The following is a 22,392-nucleotide window of genomic DNA, read 5'->3' as shown; positions in this document are numbered from 1 at the left end:
TGCCGCGCACTCGGATTTGACTGTGCCGCGCACTCAGACGCGACTCGGTACCGGGACCTGTTCCAACGGCACGTCGAAGTCGACGGACGTCGATTGCGCGATCACGGCAATCTGTCTGGCTTGCGAGCCTGCTCCGTCGTCGGCGAGTGCCGTGAGGATGTACCGGCCAGACGAGGGGAGCGCGATTCCGTACCGTCCGGCGTGGTCGGTGAGCGTGGAGGCCACAAATTCGCCGGTCGGTTTGGTCAGCGTGATCACGGTTCCGGAGGTCAGTAGGCCGGCAATGGTGACCTGTCCGGAGATGGTCAGTCGTTCGCCCAACATCACGGTATGTGTTGATTCCGCATTATCGAAGCGTATGACCTGCGACGTCGGTGACCATCCGTCAGCACTGGTCACCACGAGATAGCGCCCGGGTTCGGGCAATGCCAGTGAGAAGACTCCCTCGTTGTCGGCGCGACTCCAGTCCACGGGCGACCCGGCCATGTCCATGACGGTGACGACGGCTTGCTTGACCGGGCGCTTGTCGGCACGAATCACACGCCCTGCCACGACGATGTCGTTGTCGGTGGAGGGGATTTCGAAGCCCTCGGGCGTGACGGGACGTACGGCAGATTCGGGCTTGGCGCCGTAACGCGGAATGAAGGCGGCTGCGGCCAGGGCGGCGACGGCAGCAAGGGCAGCGAGCCAGAAGATGTTCTTGAATGCGTCGAGCGACGGCAGTCCGGCGCCGGGACCGGACGGGATCACCAATGCTGTGAGCATCGCGGCAACTACTGCGCTCGACATCGAGGTGCCCACGGAACGCAGGAGCGAGTTGAGTCCGTTCGCCGACGCGGTTTCCGTGATGGGCACCGACCGCATGATCAGCATGGGCATCGCGGAGTAGGCGATGGCCGTGCCGATGCTGACGACGGCGGCACTGATCACGATCAGCGGAATAGAACCGGTGAGGAAGACGCGGGCCACATACGCTCCGGCGAGCACCACTGCGCCGACCATCAGCGTTGTCTTGGCTCCGAATCGTTTGGTGATTTTCGCGGACACCGGTGCGAAGAAGACCATGGCGAGACCCGCTGGGATCATGCAGATTCCGGCTGCCATTACACCGAGTTCGAAGCCGTAGCCGGAGATTTTCGGCATCTGCAGTTGCTGCGTCGTCGACAGATTGTTGGCGTACATGGAGAAACCGACCATGACTGACGCGAGGTTGGTCAGCAAGACCGGGCGTTTGGCCGAGGTCCGCAGGTCGACCATGGGTTGTGTCACGCGAAGCTCGTAAGGGAACCACAGCGCCAGAACGGTGAAGCCGAGCACGAACATCAGGATTGTCGGCTCGCTGGTCCATCCCCACCGCGCTCCCTTGGAGATGGCAAGGAGGAGTGCTGCCAGGGCAACGGACAGCATGACCGCGCCCAGGAAATCGAATTTTCCGCGGGTGCGCACGCTGGATTCGGGAATGACAAGCGCCACTGCGACTATCAGCATCACGCCGACAGCAGCGGAAAGCCAGAATATCGCTTCCCATCCGAACTGTTCGAAGATCAATCCCGATAGCGGCAGGCCTAGCGCGCTGCCGATTCCGAGGGTGGCGCTCATCAGTGCCGTGGCCGATGCGACCTTGTCCTTGGGTAGCTCGTCTCGCATGATGCTGATGCCGACAGGAATCATCGAGATGGCAAATCCCTGCAATCCGCGTCCGATGAGCAGTGTCACAAACGTGCCGCCGGCAGCCGCGATCAGCGACCCGAGGACGATCATCGCCATCGAAATCAGCATCATCCGTCGTTTTCCGAACATGTCGGCCAGGCGCGAGACGATGGGTGTCGCGATCGCACTTGTCAACAGTGTGATCGTGACTAGCCACGAAGCGTCGTCGGAACTGATGCCGAGAATTTTCGGGAAATCGGGGAGGAGCGGAATGACCATCGTCTGCTGTAGGGCGACCACAGTTCCGGAGAGGCAGAGGATTCCGGTGATGAGTCCGCTGGAACGGCGGGCGGCAGGTGCCGAGTGCAGAGCCAAGGTGGGGGCCTTCCTTGACGAGGTGAATGTGCGTTCACCATAGAGTGAACCACTGTTTACCTCGCTGACGCCACGTAATCCGGTGTGGATTTTGTCACCGCGCCGCATCGGGGTTATTCGACGACGCGGTGGGGAACCCGAATTCCGAGTACTCGTCTCGAGGGAGGAATTCACATGCATGCCCAGGTAGGTGATCGTCTACATGTGCAGGGTCGAGTGGTGGGTCAGCCCGAGACGTCGGCCGAGGTGATCGAGGTGCACGGCGAGAACGGCGCTCCGCCGTATCTAGTGCGCTATGACGACGGACATGAAGTTCTGGTGTTCCCGGGCAGTGATGGTTGGATCGATCATCCGAAAAAATAGATCATGACCTGCAATTATTTTATCTGCATCCGCACTGCATTCAATGCAGTTGGTGGAAAGGGCCGCTAGAGTTCTTCTGTGATCGAGAAGCGGCACTATCAATCGAAGGTTCGCGGCGACGCGGCCCGGCGCACGCGTGAATTGATCCGGGATGCCGGTGCTGCGCTCTTTGTCGACAAGGGCTACGTCAGCGCGACGGCCAAGGATATCGCCGACGCCGCGGGTGTCGCCCCTCGCACTGTCTTCACCGCATTTCCCGGGGGCAAGCTCGAGATCTTCGAGGCGGCATTCAGTCATGCGCTCGAAGCGGAGTCGGGCGACGACAGTGCGCCCGTGCGCCGTGACCACTCTGATCCCGACGACGTCCGGAGGTTGGTTGCGCAGATCGTGGAACAGAGCGTCGGTCTGCTCGAACGGGCCGGTCCACTCATGATGACGGCGGTCCAGTCGTCGGGCGCCGACGCCGATATGCGTCGACTGGCCGCGGAATCTTCGGAACAGTCCTTTGCCAATGCCACGTCGATCGCGGAAGGTCTTTCCGAACACGGACTGTTGCGCAATGACATTTCGGTGGACAAGGCGTCGGGCGTTCTCGCGGCCCTGGTCTCGCCGCACGTGCACCAGCAACTGCGGTCGATCGGAGGCTGGAATGTCAACGATTACCGCGAGTGGCTCGAATTCGCGATTCGGACGAATCTAATGTACTAATCGGTCTGTTTTAGCTAGCATGGCGGGAGTTTTTCGAATCTGGGAGGAAATCCAGCGTGCCTTACGCCTTGTTCGGACTCATCACGATGCTGTTGTGGATTTTCTGCATCGTGGACGCCATCACTCGCGACGACGCGTACATCCAGCACGTACCCAAGGTGGTCTGGATTCTGGTGATCATCTTCCTGCCGACGCTCGGGTCGGTGCTGTGGCTGATCGTCGGGCGCGGACATAACGCACCGGCGGGGTACGTCGGATCGACCGGGTACGGCGAATACGAGCGTCCCGGGCGGGCAGTTGCCGCCGATCCGGCCGCGGACGAGGAATTCCTCCGACAGTGCCGTGCCCGCGCCGAGGAGCAGCGACGGATCGCGAAGCAGCAGCGTGGCGACGGCGACGCCGGCCGGATATGAGCCACCGATAGCGCTCTCGTTTCCGGTGTCTCGCTCAGGGCACCTTCGCCGCGGCAATCGCGCCATCGAACAGGTCTGCCACCTCGCCGAGGGAGTCGATAATCGGCTGCCCTGATTGTTCGACACGAGCCCGTACCAGTGAACCCTCGAGTGCCGATACAGCCAGTACCGCAAGCCGTTCCGCTCGAGTGTGTGCGACACCTGAGGCAATCAACGAGTCACTCAGTATCGACGACCACTGTCGGTAGACGGCCTGTCCGGCGGCGGTGACGCTCTCCGAATCGGGGGCAAGTTCCAACAGCACCGTCGTGATCGGTGAGCCTTCGTGGAAGTCTGAATCGCTCACCCATCCGACGAGTAACCGGGAGTACTCGCGCAGCAGTGAGCCGGCGTCCGGGTTGTTGTCGGCGAGTTCGGTGAGGGTGTTGGCCACCAGCTGCCCGCCGACACGGACGACCTCCGTGCCGATCTGCTCTTTGCCGCCGGGAAAGTAGTGGTAGAGCGAACCTTTCGGGGCTCCGCTCGACTTTAGGATCTCGTTGAGACCGGTCGCCGCGTACCCCTGGCGTCGAAACAGATCGGCCGCTGCTCGAACTAGTGCTTCGCGGTGTTTCGGGGGAGTCGCCACGAGTTGGAGCTTAAACACCCCGGCGATCCACCACAATCTATGTAGACTGGTCTACATGAAGAATTCCGAGATGCTCGAGCAGTTGCGGGCGGTCAACGCGTCGGCAGCTTTCAACCGGTGGGCCGGATTCGAGGTCGCGGAGGCTGAACCGGGTCGCGTGAGTCTGCGACTCGAGTGGCGTGAGGATCTTGGGCAGTACGCCGGACATCTGCACGCTGCACTGGTTGCGGGGCTTATCGACACTGCGTGCGGATTTGCTGCTTTCACGCAAGTGGGCGTAGTGGCGGCGTCCAACTGCGCGGTCAATTTCGTGAGTCCAGGGGTCGGAACTGCGTTTGTCGCCACGGCACGCTCGGTCAAGACCGGGCGCAAGCAGGTATTCGTCACCGCCGAGGTTCATGCCGAACGCGAAGGCGAATCCGTGCTCGTCGCGTTCGGCACCACCCTGTTGGTTCCACTCGCCGCTCAGGCTTAGGGAACCTCGGGCAACCTCAGGGAATGAGGATGAACTTCCCGGCGGGATGGGAACTCTGCAACTCGGTGTGAGCGAGTGCGACGTCTGCGAGCGGGAAGGTCTTGGCGATCTTCACGGTGAGGTGTCCGGACCCGGCTTGTTCGACCAGTTCGGAGCGAGCCTTCAAACGTGCTTCGGCACTTGCCGGATTGCCTCCGCCGACAGACGCGAAGCCGTCGGTCTGCGCGCGTCCGAACGCGACGATGGTGACGATACGGCCCTTGTCGGCGACCAATGCCAAAGATGTATCGACGGCTTCGTCAGTTCCGGCGGTGTCGAAAGCGGCGTCGACACCGTTCGGTGCGAGTTCACGAACGCGGGCTTCGAGGCCGTCGCCGTAGAGCACCGGCGTGGCGCCGAGCGAGCGCACGTAGTCCTGATTCGATGCTCCCGCAGTGCCGATCACGGTGGCACCGCGTGCTGCGGCGAGCTGAACCGCAATAGCGCCGACGCCGCCGGACGCGCCGTGGATGAGGACGGTGTCCCCGGAGCCGACTCGTATGGTGTCGAGGGCGTCGACTGCAGTTCCGCCGACGAGAAGGAGTCCGGCCGCCTGCTCCCAACTGATCGAAGAAGGTTTTGGCGTGACGGACGACGAGGGAACCACAACCTGTTCGGAGTACAGGCCACTTCCCGGGCTGACGATCACTTCGTCGCCGACGGCAACTGTCGTGACATCGGGGCCGATCGCTGACACAACTCCGGCAGCCTCACCACCGAGATGTATCGGCAGTTTGCTCGGATCGGTTCCCCACGCACCGCTGTAGAGCTTGTAGTCGAAGGGATTGACGCCGATTGCTTTGACGTCGACGCGTACTTCTCCGCGCGCCGGCGGCGGAACCTCCACGTCGATCAGCTTCAGAACATCGGGGCTTCCGTATTTCTGCGCTATCACTGTTTTGGTCATGTGTGGCGCAACGGGCCTCGGTGGAACGATATTCCCGAGACCCGCTGCACATTCATTGATTTTGTTCGGTGTGACTCGATCAGCGAAGCAAGGTTCCCAGGTCGAGCGGCATGGCAATTCCGGTGATGTGGTGCGCTTCGTCCGATCCCAGGAATGCGACCGCTGCGGCGATGTCTTCCGGCTGGCTGACCGGATCGGGCAGGGTCTGCATGAAGATCGGTCCGAGTGTGTGAGCGTGTTCCGCGATGAGGGGTTGCATATCCGTCATCTGCATCCCGGTGGCCACACCGTGTGGGTGGATGGTGTTGACTCGAATGTTGTACTGCCCCAACTCCGACGCCATGGTCTTCGCGAGACCGGTGATGCCGTGTTTGCTGGCGACGTAGTGGCCGAGAAACGGAAGCCCGCGCAGGCCGGCCACGGAACTGGTGAAGATGATCGAGCCGCCGGTGCCCTGCTTGATCAGGTGCGGGATTGCGGCTTTCGCGGTGTAGAAGACGCCGGTGAGGTTGACGTCGAGCGTTTCCTTCCACTGCTCGGGCGTGATCTCCCAGGACATGTTCGCGGAACAGATTCCGGCATTGGCAACTACGACGTCGAGGCGGCCGAGTTCGGCGATACCGGAGTCGAGTGCGGCCGAGAGCGCGTCGAAGTCGCGGACATCGGTCTTGGTGGCGACGATTCGGCGGTCGAGTGCCTTGACCAGTTCGACGGTCTCGGCCAAGTCGTCTTCGGTTGCTCCGGTATACGAGGTGGAATCGAATTGGACGCACGCGTCGACGGCGATGATGTCGGCGCCTTCCTCGGCGAGCCGAACTGCTTCGGCGCGGCCCTGACCGCGAGCGGCTCCCGTGATGAATGCGACCTTGCCGGTGTAGCGACCTGTGGACATAGTGTGCAACCTCTCGATGGTCCTGTAGTGCTGGTACCAAGAAAGTTAGCGTGGGAAAGTGTGTTGCAGGACACGTAACCCGCTCACCGGAATACACGGGCAGGCCCGGTTCACGGTGATTCGGTCTCGCGAATCAGTAGAGCAGTAGGACCGCCGCGGAAAATATCGCCGGCACGAGACGACTCGATGACGTTGCCGGTTGCATTGTCGGTCCAGCGGCCCTCCGGTAGCCCGATCACCGTGTCACCCCAGCCGTGATCTGCGAGGACCATCGAATGCCGGGTAGCTAGTGCAACGACGGCGGCCTTCCCACCTCGAGGACCGCGCGAGAATCCGACGACGTGCCCTGAGCTCTCACCGGATGCCAGAACCGGGAGATAGGTGCCGCCGACAAACCAAGAGGGGTACTCGCGTCGCAATGTCAGCGCGGTGCGAACTACATGGAGTTTTGCTGCGCCGGTCGCGTCGACGGAGGTTTCGGTGCTGTCAATCAGCCCGCGACGGACATCGAAGTCGATCAATCGACGGTTGTCCGGGTCCACCAGCGAATCTTCCCAGAGTTCGGTGCCCTGGTAGATGTCCGGGATTCCCGGTCCGCAGATCTGAAGTAGTTTCTGTCCCAACGAGTCAGACCAGGCATGTCGGGCGATGCGGGAGACAAGTTGTGTGATCGATGCGGCGACCGGGCCGTCGATGACGTTGTCGATCCAGGTGTGGACTGCCGTCTCGAATGACGAATCCGGAGAATTCCACGAGGTCGCGAGCGCGGCCTCGCGAATTGCCTTCTCGGCGTATGCGTGCAGACGTGAGCGGAAGTCGGGGGCAGCCTCACCCACCGGCCACACGCCGACGATGTTCTGCCAGAGGAACAATCCTGTCATCGGTTCGGGGCTGGGTTCCACCTCTTCCCAGTCTTGCACCAGCCTCGACCACACTTCCGGCATCTGCGACAGGACGTTGATCCGGGCGCGAACGTCTTCGCCGCGTTTGGTGTCGTGGGTGGACAGGGAGGTCATCGCTGCGGGCCACAGTCGAGCCCGATCGGAATTGGCGAGGTGGAACTCGGCAACTGAAATGGAGAACGCGGCCGGATTGCCCCCGACTTCTTGCCGCGAGATCAATCGCGCAGTCCGATAGAACAACCGGTCCTCGACGGATTTTGCCATCACTGCGCCGCACACCTGCTGGAAGCGGACCGCCGCCTCGCCACCGCCGGACAGTGCCTGCGCCAGGGCGTTGAAGGCTTCCTCGTGGCCAGGAGCAAGTTCGTGGATTCCGCCGACAATCCGAGCCGTCAGCCCGGCGAGGGGGCTGTAGTCGGAGCGGTACACCGGCATTCGTGCGATGACAACCACAACTGCGTCATTGAGCGCCTTGTCGCTGCATCGGGTTCCGGTTTCGCTGCGAATAGCCCGCACCAGGCGACGGATTTCAGGGGCGAGTTCACCGCGCGCCGTCTCACGTTTGAACTGACGTTCTGTGTGATGTAGCCAGGTGCTGTCGCCGTCGTTGCCGGTCAAGGCGCCGGACAGTTCGGAAAGCTCGTGCTCGCCGCTGGGATCGACAAATACTCCGCCCAGTTGGTTCAGAGCGTCGTACCCGGTGGTGCCGTCGACGGGAAGTAATGGATCGAGTGGTTCGCTGTGCCCGAGAATCTTCTCGATCACGATCCACTGATCCGGTCCCAGCAACAATCGAAGGCGTTCGAGGTATTCCACCGGATCGGCAAGTCCGTCGGGATGATCGATCCGAACCCCGTCGATCAGGCCCTCGTCGACCCACGATTTCAGTTCACGGTGGCAGAGTTCGAAAACCCGCGGATCTTCTTGGCGCAATGCCGCGAGTTCGTTGACGGCAAAAAATCTCCGGTAAGTGATGATTCCGGCGTCCCACGGAACAAGCCGGTACGACTGACGGGCGTGGATTTCCTGAGCCGATCCCGTGCCTGTTCCCGGGGCGATGGGGAACCGATGTTCGTAGAATGCGAGAAGCGGTGTCGCGGTGGCGTGATCGACGGTGAGGGAGTCGAGATCAGCGGGCTTTCCCAACACCGGGAGAGCTAGCTTTCCGTCCGCCCCGTTGTCCTTGTCCCAGTCGATGTCGAAGAAGTCTGCGTACGTAGATGCCCGCCCGTACGTGAGAACATCCCACCACCAAGCATTTTCGTGGGGTTTGGCCACTCCGACGTGATTGGGCACCAAATCGACGATCAGTCCCATGCCGCGTTCTCGGCACACGCCCGACAGCTTCACCAGTGCCTCTCGGCCACCGAGACCCTCAGCGACGGTGGTGGGGTCGGTGACGTCGTACCCGTGGGTCGATCCGGACGTCGCCGTCAGGACGGGGGAGAGGTAGAGATGTGAAACTCCCAGAGTGTCAAGGTAATCGACGATACCGGCCGCGTCGTGGAGCGTGAACGCGTCTGGTCGCAGTTGCAGGCGGTACGTGCTGGTGATCGGCGTCATCGTTGTCTCCTCAGGCCGTTCTGCGAAGGACCATCAATGCACGAGCGCGGACGCCCAGAACCGTTCCGGCTTCAATCACCACATCGCTTTCGCCGGTGGGCATCGAGGTGTCGAGTACCACCGTCCACTCCGCCGCATAGTCGGCATTGGGAGTGGAGAATTCCATGTCTTCGTAATGGGCGTTGAAACACAACAGGAATGAATCGCCCACTACGCGCTCGCCGCGGTAGTTCGGCTCGGGGATAGCTTCGCCGTTGAGGAACACGGCTAACGATTTACCGAAACCGCTGTCCCAATCCGCCGGTGTCATTTCCTCGCCGGCGGGAGTGAGCCACGCGATGTCACGGCTCTGATCACCACTGCGGATGGGCCGACCCTCGAAGAACCGTCGACGCCGGAACACGGGGTTCTTGGCGCGCAACGCGATAGCGCGTTTGGTGAACTCGACGAGGTCGGCGTTAGTCTCCGCCAGTGACCAGTCCATCCAGGACAGTTCGGAGTCCTGGCAGTAGACGTTGTTGTTACCCAACTGAGTTCGGCCCATCTCGTCGCCGTGTGCGAGCATCGGGGTGCCCTGGCTCAGCATCAGCGTGGCAAGAATGTTGCGACTTTGGCGCGCGCGGAGTTCGAGGATCTCGGGATCGTCGGTGGGGCCTTCGACGCCGCAGTTCCAGGACCGATTGTGTGATTCGCCGTCATTGTTGTTCTCGCCGTTGGCTTCGTTGTGCTTCTCGTTGTACGAGACGAGGTCGTGGAGAGTGAAACCGTCGTGAGCGATGACAAAATTGATGCTGGCGCCGGGACGCCGACCGGTGGCCTCGTACAGATCGGACGATCCGGTGAGCCTGGACGCGAATTCACCGAGTGTTGCCGGTTCGCCGCGCCAGTAGTCACGAACCGTGTCGCGGTATTTGCCGTTCCATTCGGTCCACAGTCCGGGGAAGTTGCCGACCTGGTAGCCGCCTTCTCCGATGTCCCACGGCTCGGCAATCAGCTTGACCTGACTGACAACCGGATCTTGTTGCACCAGATCGAAGAACGCGGACAGTCGGTCGACGTCGTGCAGTTCGCGGGCCAGTGTGGACGCGAGGTCGAAACGGAATCCGTCGACGTGCATTTCGGTGACCCAGTAACGCAGCGAGTCCATGATGAGTTGCAACGTGTGCGGATGACGGGCATTGAGGCTGTTTCCGGTGCCGGTGTAGTCCATGTAGTGCGCTTCGTCGCCGTCGACCAGGCGGTAGTAGGCGGCGTTGTCGATTCCGCGGAAGCTGATGGTCGGCCCCATGTGGTTTCCCTCGGCAGTGTGGTTGTAGACCACGTCGAGGATCACCTCGATACCCGCCTGGTGGAAGCTGCGCACCATGGCCTTGAATTCCGCCACGGCCGCATCGGGTTTGGCGGCCGAGGAGTAGTCGGTGTGTGGAGCGAGAAAGCCGAAGGTGTTGTAACCCCAGTAGTTTCGCAGTCCCTGATCGAGCAGCACCTGATCGTGCATGAATTGGTGCACCGGCATCAGTTCGATGGTGGTGACTCCGAGGTTGGTCAGGTGGTCGATGATCACCGGATGTGCCAGTCCGGCATAGGTTCCGCGCAGCTCCTCCGGAATTCCGGGATGCGCGGCGGTCATACCCTTGACGTGCGCCTCGTAGATCACGGTTTCGTGGTACGGGCGCCCGGGTGAGCGGTCCGACGCCCAGTCGAAGAATGGGTTGATCACTACGGTAGACATCGTGTGACCGAGCGAATCATGCTGCGGGAAAGAGATAGTCGAGGGTTCGTCGACCAACTCGTCGTCTTCGATTGCGGTGTCGCCGGTATCGACGGTGTCGTCTTCGGGTGTTTCTTCGACCTGGGTTGTTTCGGCAACTGTTTCGTCGATGCCTGTTTCTTCGCCGGTAGGTTCTTCGGCAGCAGTTTCCTCGAGTTCGCCGGTGTCAGGAATCGTGTTGTCGTCGTTCGCTTCAGCCATGTCGGCCGCATCGATGTCGTAGGAGAACAGCGAACGATCGCCGTCGAAGTCGCCGGCAAAGGCCTTGCCGTACGGGTCGAGCAACAATTTGCTGGGGTCACAGCGCAGTCCGGCAGATGGATCGTACGGACCGTGCACCCGGTAGCCGTAGCGCTGACCGGGGGATACCGAGGGCAGATAGGCGTGCCAGACGTATCCGTCCACTTCGTCCATCCGGATTCGGGTTTCGGTTCCGTCCTTGGCGATCAGGCAGAGTTCGACGGCGTCGGCAACTTCGGAGAACAGGGAGAAGTTGGTCCCTGCGCCGTCGTACGTCGCGCCCAGAGGATATGCGCTGCCCGGCCACACGGCGATCGGTGTGCTGGCAGGTTTGTCTGTCGGCGACTGCTCCATGAACGAACCCTATCGCCCACGTCGGACACCCTCTTGTCGGACCGCTTTCCCTCCAACCCTGTCAGGCCTGGCTGCGGGCGACTTCGAGCATTGCGGCTGTGATCTGTTCCACCTCGTGGGCGGAGCAGAGATACGGCGGCATCGTGTACACGAGGTTGCGGAACGGGCGCAGCCACACACCTGATCTGACCGCGGCATCGGTGGCGCTGCGCATGTCGACCGGACGGTCGAGTTCGAGAACTCCGATACCGCCGAGAACTCGGATGTCCTTCACGCCTCGGATCGACTGTGCGTCCGCGAGTCCTCGATCGAGTCCCTCGGTCAGTCTCGTCACGTCGCGTCGCCAGTCCATCGCCAGCAGGAGTTCGGTGGACGCGACTGCGATTGCGCAGGCCAGCGGATTGCCCATGAACGTCGGCCCGTGCATCAGGCCGCCGCCCTCGCCTGCGGTGATGGCCTCGGCCATGTCGGTGGTGCACAAAGTGGCTGCCAGGCTCAAATATCCACCGGTCAGAGCTTTGCCGACGCACATGACGTCTGGGCTGACGCCGACGTGATCGGCGGCAAACAGTTCACCGGTTCGGCCGAAACCGGTCGCGATTTCGTCGAAGACCAGAAGGACGTTGTACTTGTCGCAGAGCGCTCGAAGGTCGACGAGGTAGGCGGGGTCGTGGAATCGCATACCGCCTGCGCCCTGAACAACAGGCTCGACAATGACCGCAGCCAGTTCGTGCTGATGCGCCGCGAGCAATCCGTCGAGATGCCGGACGTACTCGGGGTGATACTCGGTTGGCGGTGCGTCCGCAAAAACCTGAGCGCGGAGAACGTCGGTCCAGAGGGAGTGCATGCCGCCGTCGGGGTCACAGACGCTCATCGGGGTGAACGTATCGCCGTGGTATCCACCGCGCCACGTCATCAGGCGATTCTTCGACGGTTTTCCGAGACTGCGCCAGTACTGCAGACACATCTTGACGGCAACTTCGACGGCGACGGAACCGGAGTCCGAGAGAAAGACCTTCTCGAGCCCCGCCGGGGTGATATCCACGAGGAGTTTTGCGAGTGTGGCCGCGGGTTCATGGGTGAGTCCGCCGAACATGACGTGACTCATCTTGCCGAGTTGGGATACCGCGGCGGCGTCGAGAACCGGATTGCGGTAGCCGTGGATCGCAGCCCACCACGAACTCATGCCGTCGACGAGTTGGGTGCCGTCCGACAACGTCAAGGTGGCGCCATGTGCGCTGTCGACGACCAGTGGTTCGGTTGTTGCCGGAAACGCTCCGTACGGATGCCAGAGGTGCGCGGCGTCGATCGCGGAGACGGTGGCTGATTCCTGTCCGAGTGTGTGCACACCTGCACCATAGCGACATGCTTGAACGGCGTTCAAGTATGGTCGGAAATGTGACTACCTCGTTGAACTGGCTCACTGCCGTCGAAACGGAACGCCGCGCCGCCGGATTGCGCCGTGACGTGCGCCCGCGAACTGCCGACTCGCCGCTGATCGACCTCGCGTCCAATGACTACCTCGGATTGGTGCGCCATCCCGAGGTGATTGCCGGCGCCATGGCCGCACTGGAGAAGTGGGGTGCCGGGGCCACGGGTTCGCGACTCGTGACGGGAACCACGACCGAACACGAATTGCTCGAAGTCGAGCTCGCAGAGTTTGTCGGGTCCGATTCCGCCTTGGTCTTCTCGTCCGGCTATACCGCCAATCTCGGCGCGGTGACGGCATTGTCGGGGCCGCGGTCGTTGATCATTTCCGACGCCGGTTCGCACGCGTCGTTGGTCGACGCGTGTCGTCTCTCGCGGGCGAGGGTGGTGGTTGCTCCGCATTCCGACATCGACTTCGTCGCGGCGCAGCTCGAGTCACGAACCGAGGAGCGCGCGCTGGTGGTCACCGATTCGGTGTTCAGTGCCGACGGTGATCTGGCCCCGCTTCGCGAACTGCACGGTGTCTGCCGCGAAAACGGTGCATTGTTGCTGGTCGACGAGGCCCACGGTATCGGTGTCCGGGGGAGCGGTGGGCGCGGTCTGGTGCACGAAGTCGGTCTTGCCGGTGAACCGGACGTAGTGGTGACTGCAACGTTGTCCAAGTCCCTCGCAAGTCAGGGTGGGGTTGTCTTGGGGCACAGTAAGGTTCGCGCACATTTGATCGATTCGGCACGGACGTTCATCTTCGACACGGGGCTGGCGCCCGCAGCGGTGGGTGCGGCGCGGGCAGCGCTGACGGTTCTACGTCGGGAGCCGTCACGCGCGAAGGACGTATTGGATCGTGCGTCGGAGCTGGCCGCGATCACCGGCGTCGGAACGCCTGAATCTGCCGTCGTGTCAGTTATTCTCGGTGATCCGCAACGGGCGTACGACGCGGCCGCCGAGTGTCGTCGGCAGGGGTTGCACGTCGGTTGTTTCCGGCCGCCGTCGGTTCCCGAGGGAACGTCGCGCCTGCGACTCACCGCGCGCGCTTCCCTGTCGCGAGCCGAGATGGACCAGATCGGTCAGATTCTCGGAAATGTCCTGGCGGAGGCCGCGGTATGAGCATTCTTGTGGTGACGGGGACGTCGACGGACATCGGAAAGACCGTGGTGACGGCGGCATTGGCGTCGTTGGCGCTGCAGTCGGGGCGCTCGGTTGCTGTTCTCAAGCCGGCGCAGACCGGCGTCGGACTCGGCGAACCCGGGGATCTGGCCGAGATCGATCGTCTGACCGGCGGCGGCGTCACGCTGGCCGAATTGGCGCGGTATCCCGATCCGTTGGCGCCCGACACCGCCGCACGGCGCAGCGGTCTTCCGATGCTCACGATGGGCGCGGTACTGGCCTGCGCGCGAGAGTTGGATGCCGCTCACGACCTGACGCTGATCGAAGGTGCCGGCGGAGTCCTGGTTCGCCTGGGTGCAGGCAACTTCACGGTGCGCGATGTCGCAGCGGAACTGGGGGCGCCTGCCGTCCTCGTTGCCGCTGCCGGGTTGGGAACGCTCAACCACTGCGCGCTCAGTGTGGAAGCGTTGGCACACAGGGATGTTCGGTGCTCCGGTCTGGTGATCGGGTCGTGGCCGGACGAACCAGGGCTGGCTGAGCAGTGCAACCGCGACGATCTTGTGTCGGTGACCGGTGTTCCGCTGCTCGGATCGCTGCCTGCTGGTAGCGGTTCATTGGAGCCGCGGGAATTCGCTCGCGTTGCGTCGAGCGAACTTGGGTCAAGTTGTCTAGGTGAGTCGCGATCGCCTGTTGGAGTGGATTGCTTGCCGTGACATGGCAACCGAGGCATTGACGACCGTCTCGCCGAAGCGCTCGAGAACAAGTGACTGGGTAGCCGCGAGGTGAACGCGCGCCAGGCGCTCCGCTTCGGCTGATCTTCCGGCTGCGATTTCTTCGACTATGCGGCGATGCGTGCGAACCGCTTCCTCCGCTTCGCCCTCTGACGGATACTCCCCACGAACGGTGAGTGCCTCCGCCCAGGCTTCTTCCTGCGCGGACCACAGGGCAACATAGCTACTCACCGCATAGCGAATGGTGGCATTCGGGGTGAAGGACACGACAAGATCGTGAAACTCGCGCGCCGCGTGAGTGAAGGCGACGCCGTCGCCGATCTTTCGCGCAGATGCGTCGATGGACGCGGTCAGTGCCGGTACTACGACGCGGTTGCGGTCCGCCCGCTTCGCACATTCGGATGCGCAGAGGGGTTCCAGCATCTGGAGGCCGGATGCGAGGTCGCGCAACGTGACTCGCGCGGCTTGAAGGGAGAGGCCAAGGTGGTAGGCGGCCGAAACTTCGTCGGGGCGATGCACGTCGGCGCCGCCGACATTGCCGCGCCGTACCGTCACCAATCCCTCGGTCTCGAGTATGCGCAGTGCTTCCCGGATGGACGGGTAGCTGACACCGAAGTCTTTGACCAGCTGTTCCTGGGTGGCGAGTCGGTAGTTGTCGTCGGCGAGGATGTGGTCGCGAAGTTCGTCGGCAACTGTTTCTGCAATGCGGCGCTGCGGGACGCGGCCGCGCCCGCCGGTATTCACACGGGCACCTTTTTGCTCATGGGGTGAATCCTAGACGGAGAATCTCGCACCTCCAAGTATTGCTATCCTTATTAGGATTGAACTAATGTAATTCCCATGGACTTCACGATGAGTGAGGCCGCGACGGCGTTCCGAGGTGAGCTGCGCCAGCTGGTGAAGGAGCACGTTCCCGAGGATTTCCGCGGGGCCTTCACAGATGACCCGGCTGATCTTGATGTGGCCCAGCGGTTCTGCCGCATTCTTGCCGACCGCGGACTGCTGTGCATGGCATGGCCCGAGGAGTTCGGCGGTCGCGGCGCCACGGTGTGGGAGCAAACGGTGGTTCGCGAGGAGATGTGGGCGCTTCACGAACCGCGCGGCGCGCAATACATGGGCGTCAACTGGGTGGGGCCCACCATCATGCGACACGGAACGCGCACGCAGCAGAGCCTGCACCTCCCACCGATTGCCCGAGGCGACGTCATCTGGTGCCAAGGATTCAGTGAGCCCGAAGCCGGTTCCGATCTGTCCTCGCTGCGTACTGCCGCACGCCGTGACGGCGATGGTTGGCTCATTTCCGGCCAGAAGATCTGGACGTCGTACGCCACGATGGCGCAATGGTGCTTCCTACTTGCCCGGACATCGACCGGTGAGCGCCGGCAGCAAGGCCTGACGGTATTTCTCGTACCGATGTCCGACCCGGATATCGAGGTCAGGCCGATCCGCGCCATGCTCGGACCGCACCACCTCAACGAGGTGTTCTTCAACGATGTGCGGGTTACCGAAGAGAACGTGCTGGGTCAGGTGGACGAAGGCTGGAGCCTGGTTCAGGAAGTGCTTGCCTTCGAGCGCGTCGGCATCGCTCGCTACGCGCGCTGTGAACGGCTGTTGCACGACGCCGCAACGGTTCTCGGGGACAGCTGGGACAGTGTCCCGGAAGGATTGCGAAACCGGTGGGCGCGAATGCTGACTCATTGTCGGCGCGCTCGACTGCTTGCCTATCAAGTCGTCGCGTTGCAGAGCCAGGGAACAGTTCGCCCGGGCGACGCCGCCGCATACCGCATCGCTGTGACCACACTCGATCAGGACAGTGCCGAAGTGCTGACGGAACTCGCGGCCTTTGTACACTCGTCGGACACTGCAGGGGGCGTGGTTGTGGATAACGCAGACGCGCAACGATTCTGCCGCGATGTCGAGGAACATTGGCGCTATTCGCAGGCCGCGACAGTGGCGTCGGGAAGCATCGAGATGCAAAGAATTCTCCTTGCTCGGTCACTTCTGGCGGCCGCATGAAGCTTGAATTAAGTAACGAGGCAATCGAATACGGTCGAACGGCCTTACGTGCCTTCGAGTCTGCGGGTGGTGATCAACTGATTCAGCGGGGCGAGCGGGATCCGGTGCGTCGGGGAAGTGTTGTGGCACCGGTGTTGGCCGACCTCGGCGCGTGGGATCTCGATCCTCGCGGTGACGGGGACGAACTCGAAGCGGCGGCCGCACTGTGTCACAGTGCTGGCTACTGGGCTGTGCCGTATCCAGTGGCTGAGCGGCTGGCGAGGCCGGTTGACCTTGCCGTCGACGGGTTGATCGTTGTTGCCGATCGCGCCCCTGCCGGCCCGGTATCCGGCATCGATCTACGCTGGGCCGCAGTGACATTGGGCGGCCGTCGTAGCTCCGTTGTCGTCCGCCCGTCGCAGGACTCACCGCGCACAACAGCATTCGTCGCGCAGTTCGACACGAACTTCGTCGACGACAACGGAGCGAAGGATGTGGCGCTGGCGTTGCTGTTGCCCTGTTGGACGCTACTCGGGATGCTCGATCGGGCGATGGACCTGACCCGCGCACATGTGTTGCTGCGCGAGCAGTTCGGGCAACCGCTCGCGAAGCTGCAGAGTGTGCAGTTCCAACTCACCGATGCACAGGTGCAGCGCAGTGGCCTCGAGGTGCTCGCGAAGTACGCACTGTGGAGCGTCCAGACCGATAGCAGTGAGGCGCTCGACGACGCACTTGCGCTGCGGTTGGCCGCAATCGAAGCTGCCGAGATCGTGTTCCGCGTTGCACATCAATTGCACGGGGCGAGTGGCTTCTGCGACGAGACCACGCTGTCGTGGCTCTCGCGGTACAGCCTTCCACTGCGGCGGCTACCGCTCGGCTTGTCGGCGACGGGTAGCGCATTGACGCAGCGGATCGGCCGTCGCGGCCTTACCGGACTATTCAGTGACACAGCATCTATCAGTGACACAGCAGCTATCGGTGGTGCAGCGTCTATCGGTGGTGCAGCGTCTATCGGTGGTGCAAGGGAAGTGGCAACACTGTGACCTACGACCTTCCTGAAGAGCTGACGGTCGAGTGTGACGGCCCGATTCGACTTGTCACGATAAATCGACCGGCCGAACGCAATGCCGTGAACAAACCTCTGCACTGGGCTCTGGCGAACGTGTGGCGACAGTTGGCCGCGGATCGTGAGGCGGCTGTGGTGATTCTGACCGGGGCCGGCAAAGCCTTCAGTGCTGGTGGCGATCTGGACTGGATCTCTTCGTTCCTCGACGATCCGGTTGCCCGGGACGAAAGCATCCGTGAGGGTGCAGAAGTCATCGACGAGATGCTGAGATTTCCGCTTCCCGTGATCGCCGCGGTCAACGGTCCGGCGGTAGGCCTCGGGTGCAGTGTGGCTGTCCTGTGTGACGTCGTACTGATGTCGGACACCGCTTATCTTGCCGATCCGCACGTTGCCGTCGGCCTGGTTGCAGGCGACGGCGGGGCTGCCTTCTGGCCGCTACTCACCCCGATCATGAGATCGCGAGAGTTCTTGTACACGGGTGATCGAATCCCCGCTGCTACGGCAGTCGAGTTGGGGCTTGCCAGTCGAACCTGCGCGCCCGAGGACTTGGTTGGGGAGGCGAGACGCCTTGCTGTGCGATTGGCGGCGCAGCCGCGCGAGGCATTGCAGGGGACTAAACGCATCGTCAACATGTACCTATCCCAGGCACTCGGTGGTCCCATGCAAGCCGGTTTTGCTGCGGAGGTTGCCACCATGAGCTCTCCCGAGCATCGGCAGCGTCTTGGCGCCATGCGATCGACGGCCGTGACCCGATGACGGTGCTCGCTCCTGGTGGCACGCTCGACGAATTTCGCGAGAACGTGCGGGACTGGTGCCGCACCCATGTGCCGACAGACTGGCGAGCCGAGCAGACCGGAGCGTCAGACGAGGAGTTCGTTCGGTTCCAGAAGGCATGGATGCAGGAACTCCGCACTGCTGGTCTGGCGGTGCCGCACTGGCCGCAGGAGTGGGGCGGAGGGATGTCCACCCCGCGGCAAATCGTCCTGTATCAAGAGCTTGCGGCCCATGACGCGCCGCGCCTCGTGCTGCCGTTCGTCTCGATCCATCATGCAGCGTCGACGCTGCTTGCGGCGGGGACGGACGAACAGCGGCGTCGTCATCTACCGGCGATCCTCGACGGCGAAATCTGGTGTCAGGGTTTCTCCGAACCGGGAGCAGGATCGGACATGGCGGCACTGAAGACGACAGCGCGACGGGACGGGGATGCCTACGTCGTCAAGGGACAAAAGCTGTGGGCGAGTGGCGCGATGTACGCGGACTGGTGCCTTCTCCTGGCTCGAACCGACCCGAACGCACCGAAGCGGCAGGGCATTTCGTACTTTCTGATGGATATGAAAACTCCAGGAATCGAGGTCCGGCCGATCCGGCAGGCCACCGGCGAGTCGCACTTCTGCGAGATATTTCTCGACGACGTTGTCATCCCGGCGTCGCAACTGGTCGGACGGCCCAACGAGGGATGGCAGGTTGCGCAGGAAACGCTTGGCGCCGAACGTGGGATGACTATGCTCGAGCTTGCAGAGCGCCTGGGCTCGAGCGGGTTTCGGTGGCTGGTGGAGTTGTGTTCGCGTCACCGCGGCGATGCTCTGGTGGCAGATGAACTGGCGTCACTCGAGATCGAACTGACGGGATTGCGCGCGCTGTGCGCAGACTTTGCCGGTAATCCCCGGCCTGGTCCGGCGGATGCATCCATTGTGAAGTTGCACTACAGCGAACTCCTGCAACGGATGACGGATTTCGGCGCCGACATCGCGGGCCTTTCCGCGCACACCGTGCTGCGCAAACCTTTGTCGAGTGGGTGGGAATCCGGTGCGTGGGTTCTGGACTTCATCGGCTCGTGGGAATGGACGATCCCCGGTGGAACCAGCGAAATCCAACGCACCATTATCGGCGAGCGCGGCCTCGGCCTCCCTCGCGAACCGAGAGGCCACTGATGTCGTCGTCGCTTGCAGAACTTGCCGAAGTACACGCAGAGCTGCGTGCAATGGTGCGTGAAATTCTGGCAAAGTCCGGTAGTGAGGCGGTGAACGGGGAGGTGGACTGGGGACTGATTGCTCGCTCCGGTGCAGTTGGTCTCGAGGTGCAGGCGGAATTCGACGGCGCCGACGCAACGTTCGGGGAGGTCGCGCTAGTCCTGCAGGAAATCGGTCGTACGGCTTCACGCACCCGATACGTGACTGTTGCGGCACTTGGCGTCGGCGCGCTCAATCTGCTGGAATCGCGGCCGGAACGAGATCGGCTGTTGTGCGATACCGCCGCCGGATACGCGGCTCCGATTGTTGTTCTCGGTGGTGAAACGTTGGGGGAGAGCACCTTCCGTATCGACCAGAATGCAGATGGTTACCAACTGAGCGGGCACGCGAGCTTTGTGCTCGATGCGAGCGCAGCGGACAGTTACCTTGTGCCTGCACGTGAGGCTGACGGGAACCTCGTTGTTGTCAACATCGACCCGCGGGCTGCCGGACTGACTGTGACGGAGCAGGAAGTTCTCGATGCCACGCGCAACTTCGGGTCCGTGACAGCCTCGTGCGTGGTCGTCGGCCCGGAATCGGTGTGGCGTGTGCGCGATGATGCGTCGAATGCTCTTACCCGACTGTGTGATCGGGCTGCGGTTGCAGTGGCGTGTGACAGCCTCGGGCTGAGCGAGGCCATGTTGGAGGCGACCGTCGACTATGTCGGAGTGCGTGAGCAGTTCGGACGTCGGATCGGTTCGTTTCAGGCCGTCAAACATGCGTGTGCGGACATGCTCGTTCAGGTGACGATTGCCAGGTCTCTGGTCGCGGCGGCGGTGCGTGCTTTAACCCAGGACACGTCGGACGCTTCCGTCGCGGCCGCGATGGCGAAGTCGTACGCGTGTTCTGCGGCAGTTGATATTGCCGGGAAGGCAATGCAACTCCACGGCGGCATGGGCTACACGTGGGAGAGCGGGATACACGTCTACCTCAAACGTGCGACGCTCAATCGTTCCCTGTTCGGGTCTCCGGCTGCGCACCGAACGCGGTTGGCTCAGAGGTATTTTCAGGAGTCGTAGATTTCGCTGGGTGTACCGGCTGATCAACCCGGTAGCTATCGATCAGCCGGTACACCTTCACGCCTTCAACAGTTGTGCAGCGCGCTCTCGAATTTCACTGGATTTGATTTTTGCACTGCCGGTGAGAGCGATTTGGTCCTCGTCGAAAAACAGCACATGACGCGGAACCTTGTAGCTGGCGAGGCGTTCTCGCAGGAAAGTGCGAATTTCTTCTTGATGCAGATCGGTGCCCTCGTGCGCAACGATGCAGGACACGACGACCTCGCCAAGCGTCTCGTGCGGAACACCAACAGTGCGGGTGACCTTCACTCCGGGATGGCTGACCAGAGCCTCGTCGACTTCGAGCGGTGAGACGTTTGCGCCACCGGTCTTGATGATGTCGGTGAGGCGGCCCTCCCAGAACAGCCGGCCGACATCGTCGAGATATCCGCCGTCGCCGGTGTGGAAGAAACCTTCGGCGTCGACGGTCTCGCTGAGCGGTGTGCCGATATACCCGAGCATCAGTGTCGGACCCTTGACACAAATTTCGCCGCGTTCGCCGATCGGGAGAACATCGCCGGTGAGCGCGTCGACAACCTTGACGGTTGTTCCGGGAAGCGGCTCACCGCTGCTGCCCCCCGTTACGTCGTCCGGCGTATTGGCCGGGAAACAAGTTGAAATGGTGAAGGTTTCGGTGTTTCCGTACGCATGGCCGGGTTCGAACCATGTGGCCGTGACGCTGGGGTGACGGGCTACCGGTGTGTTGAAATCGACGTACGACAAGCTACTCAAATCCGCGCCGGTCCAGTTGGGTGCGGATTCGAACTGTGCCCATTGGTGCGGCCACGCAAACGGAAAGTTGACTTGTTCCGACTCGATGAGCCCGATTGCCTCTGCTGCGTCGAACGTCGATTGCAGTACCAATGAGCCACCGCTCGCGAAGGTCGTGCCCAGCGCCATCGCAAAGTTGCCTGACCAGAAAAATCCGTTGGCCGACCAGCATCGGATGTTGTCCTCGGGGTTGAAACGATACATGCGCCGAAATCGCCACATCTGAATGCTGACACCACGATGTGCGCTGAGAATGCCTTTGGGTTTGCTTGTCGTCCCTGACGAGAAGAACAGCACAGCAGCATCACTCGGGCGCACAGCCGCCGCGATGGATTCGATCAACCCCCTCGATTGGTCGACGCCTCGCGAGCGGAATGTGTCCCACGTGTCGATCGCCCCGATTGCTTCTCCGTCGCCGACCATGGCCAGATGACGAAGAAAAGGGAATCGCGGCGACTGCACTGTGCCGGGAGCTGCAGTGCCGAACTGTGGTTCGAGCGTGGTCAGCACCTCCGCAAGGTCCTTACCGAGTACGGTGCGCTCGAACAGCAGAACCGAGACTGCAGAATTCTCCAGCAGGTAGTCCAGTTCCGCCGCTGTTGAGAACGTGCTGAGTGTGACCGCTACACCGCCGGCGAGGGCGGTGCCGAACACCGACGCGATCCACTCCGGACGGTTGGTCATCAAGACGCCCACCCGGCCGTCCTTGCCCAGACCGATACCCCGCAGAGCTTGGGCGACTTCGATTGCGCGCTCCCACAATTGTGCGTAGGACCAGCGGACGACACCGTCATCGGAGCGCATGACCAGAGCTTCGCGATCGCCGTACATCTGCGTCACTTCCCGGAGGAATCCGGGAAGAGTCAGTGCGCCGAGGCCTGGTTCGTCGAGCAGTGGTACACCGTGCGCGATTGAAACAGCTGGTGCCGCATTCACATCGGTGGTCAAGG

General features: G+C 62.3%; 20 protein-coding genes. 11 read left to right on the top strand and 9 right to left on the bottom strand.

The genetic code is table 11. The features are described 5' to 3' along the window. Positions 1-33: 33 nt before the first annotated feature. On the bottom strand, positions 34-2,025 hold the full coding sequence (locus CJ178_RS07875; protein ID WP_033231434.1) for an MFS transporter: 1,992 nt from the start codon (positions 2,023-2,025) through the stop codon (positions 34-36). Between the two features lie 174 nt (positions 2,026-2,199). Between CJ178_RS07875 and CJ178_RS07870 the strand changes: the two genes are divergently transcribed. The 3 genes from CJ178_RS07870 to CJ178_RS07860 all read left to right on the top strand — a co-directional run bounded on the left by CJ178_RS07870 (position 2,200) and on the right by CJ178_RS07860 (position 3,509). Then, positions 2,200-2,388, top strand: coding sequence for a DUF1918 domain-containing protein (locus tag CJ178_RS07870; RefSeq protein ID WP_033230977.1), 189 nt, complete (start codon positions 2,200-2,202; stop codon positions 2,386-2,388). 78 nt (positions 2,389-2,466) lie between these two features. Then, a complete protein-coding gene (locus CJ178_RS07865; RefSeq protein WP_033230976.1) occupies positions 2,467-3,096 on the top strand; it encodes a TetR/AcrR family transcriptional regulator in 630 nt (209 codons plus the stop codon). Positions 3,097-3,152: 56 nt separating this feature from the next. Continuing rightward, complete coding sequence (locus CJ178_RS07860; protein ID WP_095886492.1) at positions 3,153-3,509, top strand: PLD nuclease N-terminal domain-containing protein; 357 nt, start codon at positions 3,153-3,155, stop codon at positions 3,507-3,509. Between the two features lie 34 nt (positions 3,510-3,543). Here the strand turns inward: CJ178_RS07860 and CJ178_RS07855 are convergent, their stop codons facing one another. Then, positions 3,544-4,137, bottom strand: a complete 594-nt coding sequence (locus tag CJ178_RS07855) for a TetR/AcrR family transcriptional regulator (RefSeq protein WP_045070266.1) — start codon at positions 4,135-4,137, stop codon at positions 3,544-3,546. A 55-nt stretch (positions 4,138-4,192) separates the two neighbouring features. Here CJ178_RS07855 and CJ178_RS07850 point away from each other — a divergent pair, with 55 nt between their 5' ends. Next, positions 4,193-4,612, top strand: coding sequence for a PaaI family thioesterase (locus tag CJ178_RS07850; protein WP_239654798.1), 420 nt, complete (start codon positions 4,193-4,195; stop codon positions 4,610-4,612). Between the two features lie 16 nt (positions 4,613-4,628). Here the strand turns inward: CJ178_RS07850 and CJ178_RS07845 are convergent, their stop codons facing one another. The 5 genes from CJ178_RS07845 to CJ178_RS07825 all read right to left on the bottom strand — a co-directional run bounded on the left by CJ178_RS07845 (position 4,629) and on the right by CJ178_RS07825 (position 12,628). Further along, positions 4,629-5,558 (bottom strand): NADP-dependent oxidoreductase, encoded by a 930-nt coding sequence (locus CJ178_RS07845; RefSeq protein ID WP_045070263.1) that lies wholly within the window; start codon positions 5,556-5,558, stop codon positions 4,629-4,631. Between the two features lie 79 nt (positions 5,559-5,637). Further along, a complete protein-coding gene (locus CJ178_RS07840; RefSeq protein WP_092800635.1) occupies positions 5,638-6,450 on the bottom strand; it encodes a mycofactocin-coupled SDR family oxidoreductase in 813 nt (270 codons plus the stop codon). Positions 6,451-6,560: 110 nt separating this feature from the next. Next, a complete protein-coding gene (treY, locus tag CJ178_RS07835; protein WP_095886491.1) occupies positions 6,561-8,915 on the bottom strand; it encodes a malto-oligosyltrehalose synthase in 2,355 nt (784 codons plus the stop codon). A gap of 10 nt (positions 8,916-8,925) precedes the next feature. Further along, positions 8,926-11,280: a glycogen debranching protein GlgX gene (gene glgX / locus CJ178_RS07830; RefSeq protein ID WP_095886490.1), complete on the bottom strand. Its 2,355-nt coding sequence runs from the start codon at positions 11,278-11,280 to the stop codon at positions 8,926-8,928. A gap of 61 nt (positions 11,281-11,341) precedes the next feature. Then, positions 11,342-12,628, bottom strand: a complete 1,287-nt coding sequence (locus CJ178_RS07825) for an adenosylmethionine--8-amino-7-oxononanoate transaminase (RefSeq protein ID WP_095886489.1) — start codon at positions 12,626-12,628, stop codon at positions 11,342-11,344. A gap of 38 nt (positions 12,629-12,666) precedes the next feature. On the opposite strand from CJ178_RS07825, the gene CJ178_RS07820 reads away from it, so the two are divergent. After that, complete coding sequence (locus CJ178_RS07820; RefSeq protein ID WP_095886488.1) at positions 12,667-13,812, top strand: 8-amino-7-oxononanoate synthase; 1,146 nt, start codon at positions 12,667-12,669, stop codon at positions 13,810-13,812. After that, positions 13,809-14,525: a dethiobiotin synthase gene (gene bioD / locus CJ178_RS07815; RefSeq protein ID WP_095886487.1), complete on the top strand. Its 717-nt coding sequence runs from the start codon at positions 13,809-13,811 to the stop codon at positions 14,523-14,525. The genes CJ178_RS07820 and bioD overlap by 4 nt, the downstream gene beginning before the upstream one ends. Here the strand turns inward: bioD and CJ178_RS07810 are convergent. Further along, a complete protein-coding gene (locus CJ178_RS07810; protein ID WP_033230967.1) occupies positions 14,481-15,287 on the bottom strand; it encodes a FadR/GntR family transcriptional regulator in 807 nt (268 codons plus the stop codon). The two genes, bioD and CJ178_RS07810, sit on opposite strands and share 45 nt — an antisense overlap. Positions 15,288-15,383: 96 nt before the next feature. Between CJ178_RS07810 and CJ178_RS07805 the strand changes: the two genes are divergently transcribed. From CJ178_RS07805 to CJ178_RS07785, 5 genes are read left to right on the top strand one after another with little or no spacing between them, the layout of a single operon-like run. After that, positions 15,384-16,559 (top strand): acyl-CoA dehydrogenase family protein, encoded by a 1,176-nt coding sequence (locus CJ178_RS07805; protein WP_045070249.1) that lies wholly within the window; start codon positions 15,384-15,386, stop codon positions 16,557-16,559. Then, complete coding sequence (locus CJ178_RS07800; protein ID WP_095886486.1) at positions 16,556-17,581, top strand: acyl-CoA dehydrogenase family protein; 1,026 nt, start codon at positions 16,556-16,558, stop codon at positions 17,579-17,581. The genes CJ178_RS07805 and CJ178_RS07800 overlap by 4 nt, the downstream gene beginning before the upstream one ends. Then, positions 17,578-18,360: an enoyl-CoA hydratase/isomerase family protein gene (locus CJ178_RS07795; protein WP_033230965.1), complete on the top strand. Its 783-nt coding sequence runs from the start codon at positions 17,578-17,580 to the stop codon at positions 18,358-18,360. Before CJ178_RS07800 ends, CJ178_RS07795 begins: the two co-directional genes overlap by 4 nt. Continuing rightward, entirely contained in the window at positions 18,357-19,535 is a 1,179-nt protein-coding gene (locus CJ178_RS07790) for an acyl-CoA dehydrogenase family protein (protein ID WP_033230964.1), read from the top strand. The genes CJ178_RS07795 and CJ178_RS07790 overlap by 4 nt, the downstream gene beginning before the upstream one ends. Continuing rightward, positions 19,535-20,632, top strand: coding sequence for an acyl-CoA dehydrogenase family protein (locus CJ178_RS07785; RefSeq protein WP_033230963.1), 1,098 nt, complete (start codon positions 19,535-19,537; stop codon positions 20,630-20,632). Before CJ178_RS07790 ends, CJ178_RS07785 begins: the two co-directional genes overlap by 1 nt. A gap of 57 nt (positions 20,633-20,689) precedes the next feature. Here the strand turns inward: CJ178_RS07785 and CJ178_RS07780 are convergent, their stop codons facing one another. Continuing rightward, positions 20,690-22,390: a class I adenylate-forming enzyme family protein gene (locus CJ178_RS07780; RefSeq protein ID WP_257013052.1), complete on the bottom strand. Its 1,701-nt coding sequence runs from the start codon at positions 22,388-22,390 to the stop codon at positions 20,690-20,692. Between the last annotated feature and the right edge of the window lie 2 nt (positions 22,391-22,392).

It is taken from the genome of Rhodococcus sp. ACPA4, assembly GCF_002300185.1.
Lineage (GTDB): Bacteria > Actinomycetota > Actinomycetes > Mycobacteriales > Mycobacteriaceae > Rhodococcus_F > Rhodococcus_F globerula.
This window is presented reverse-complemented; position numbering and strand designations above follow the sequence as displayed.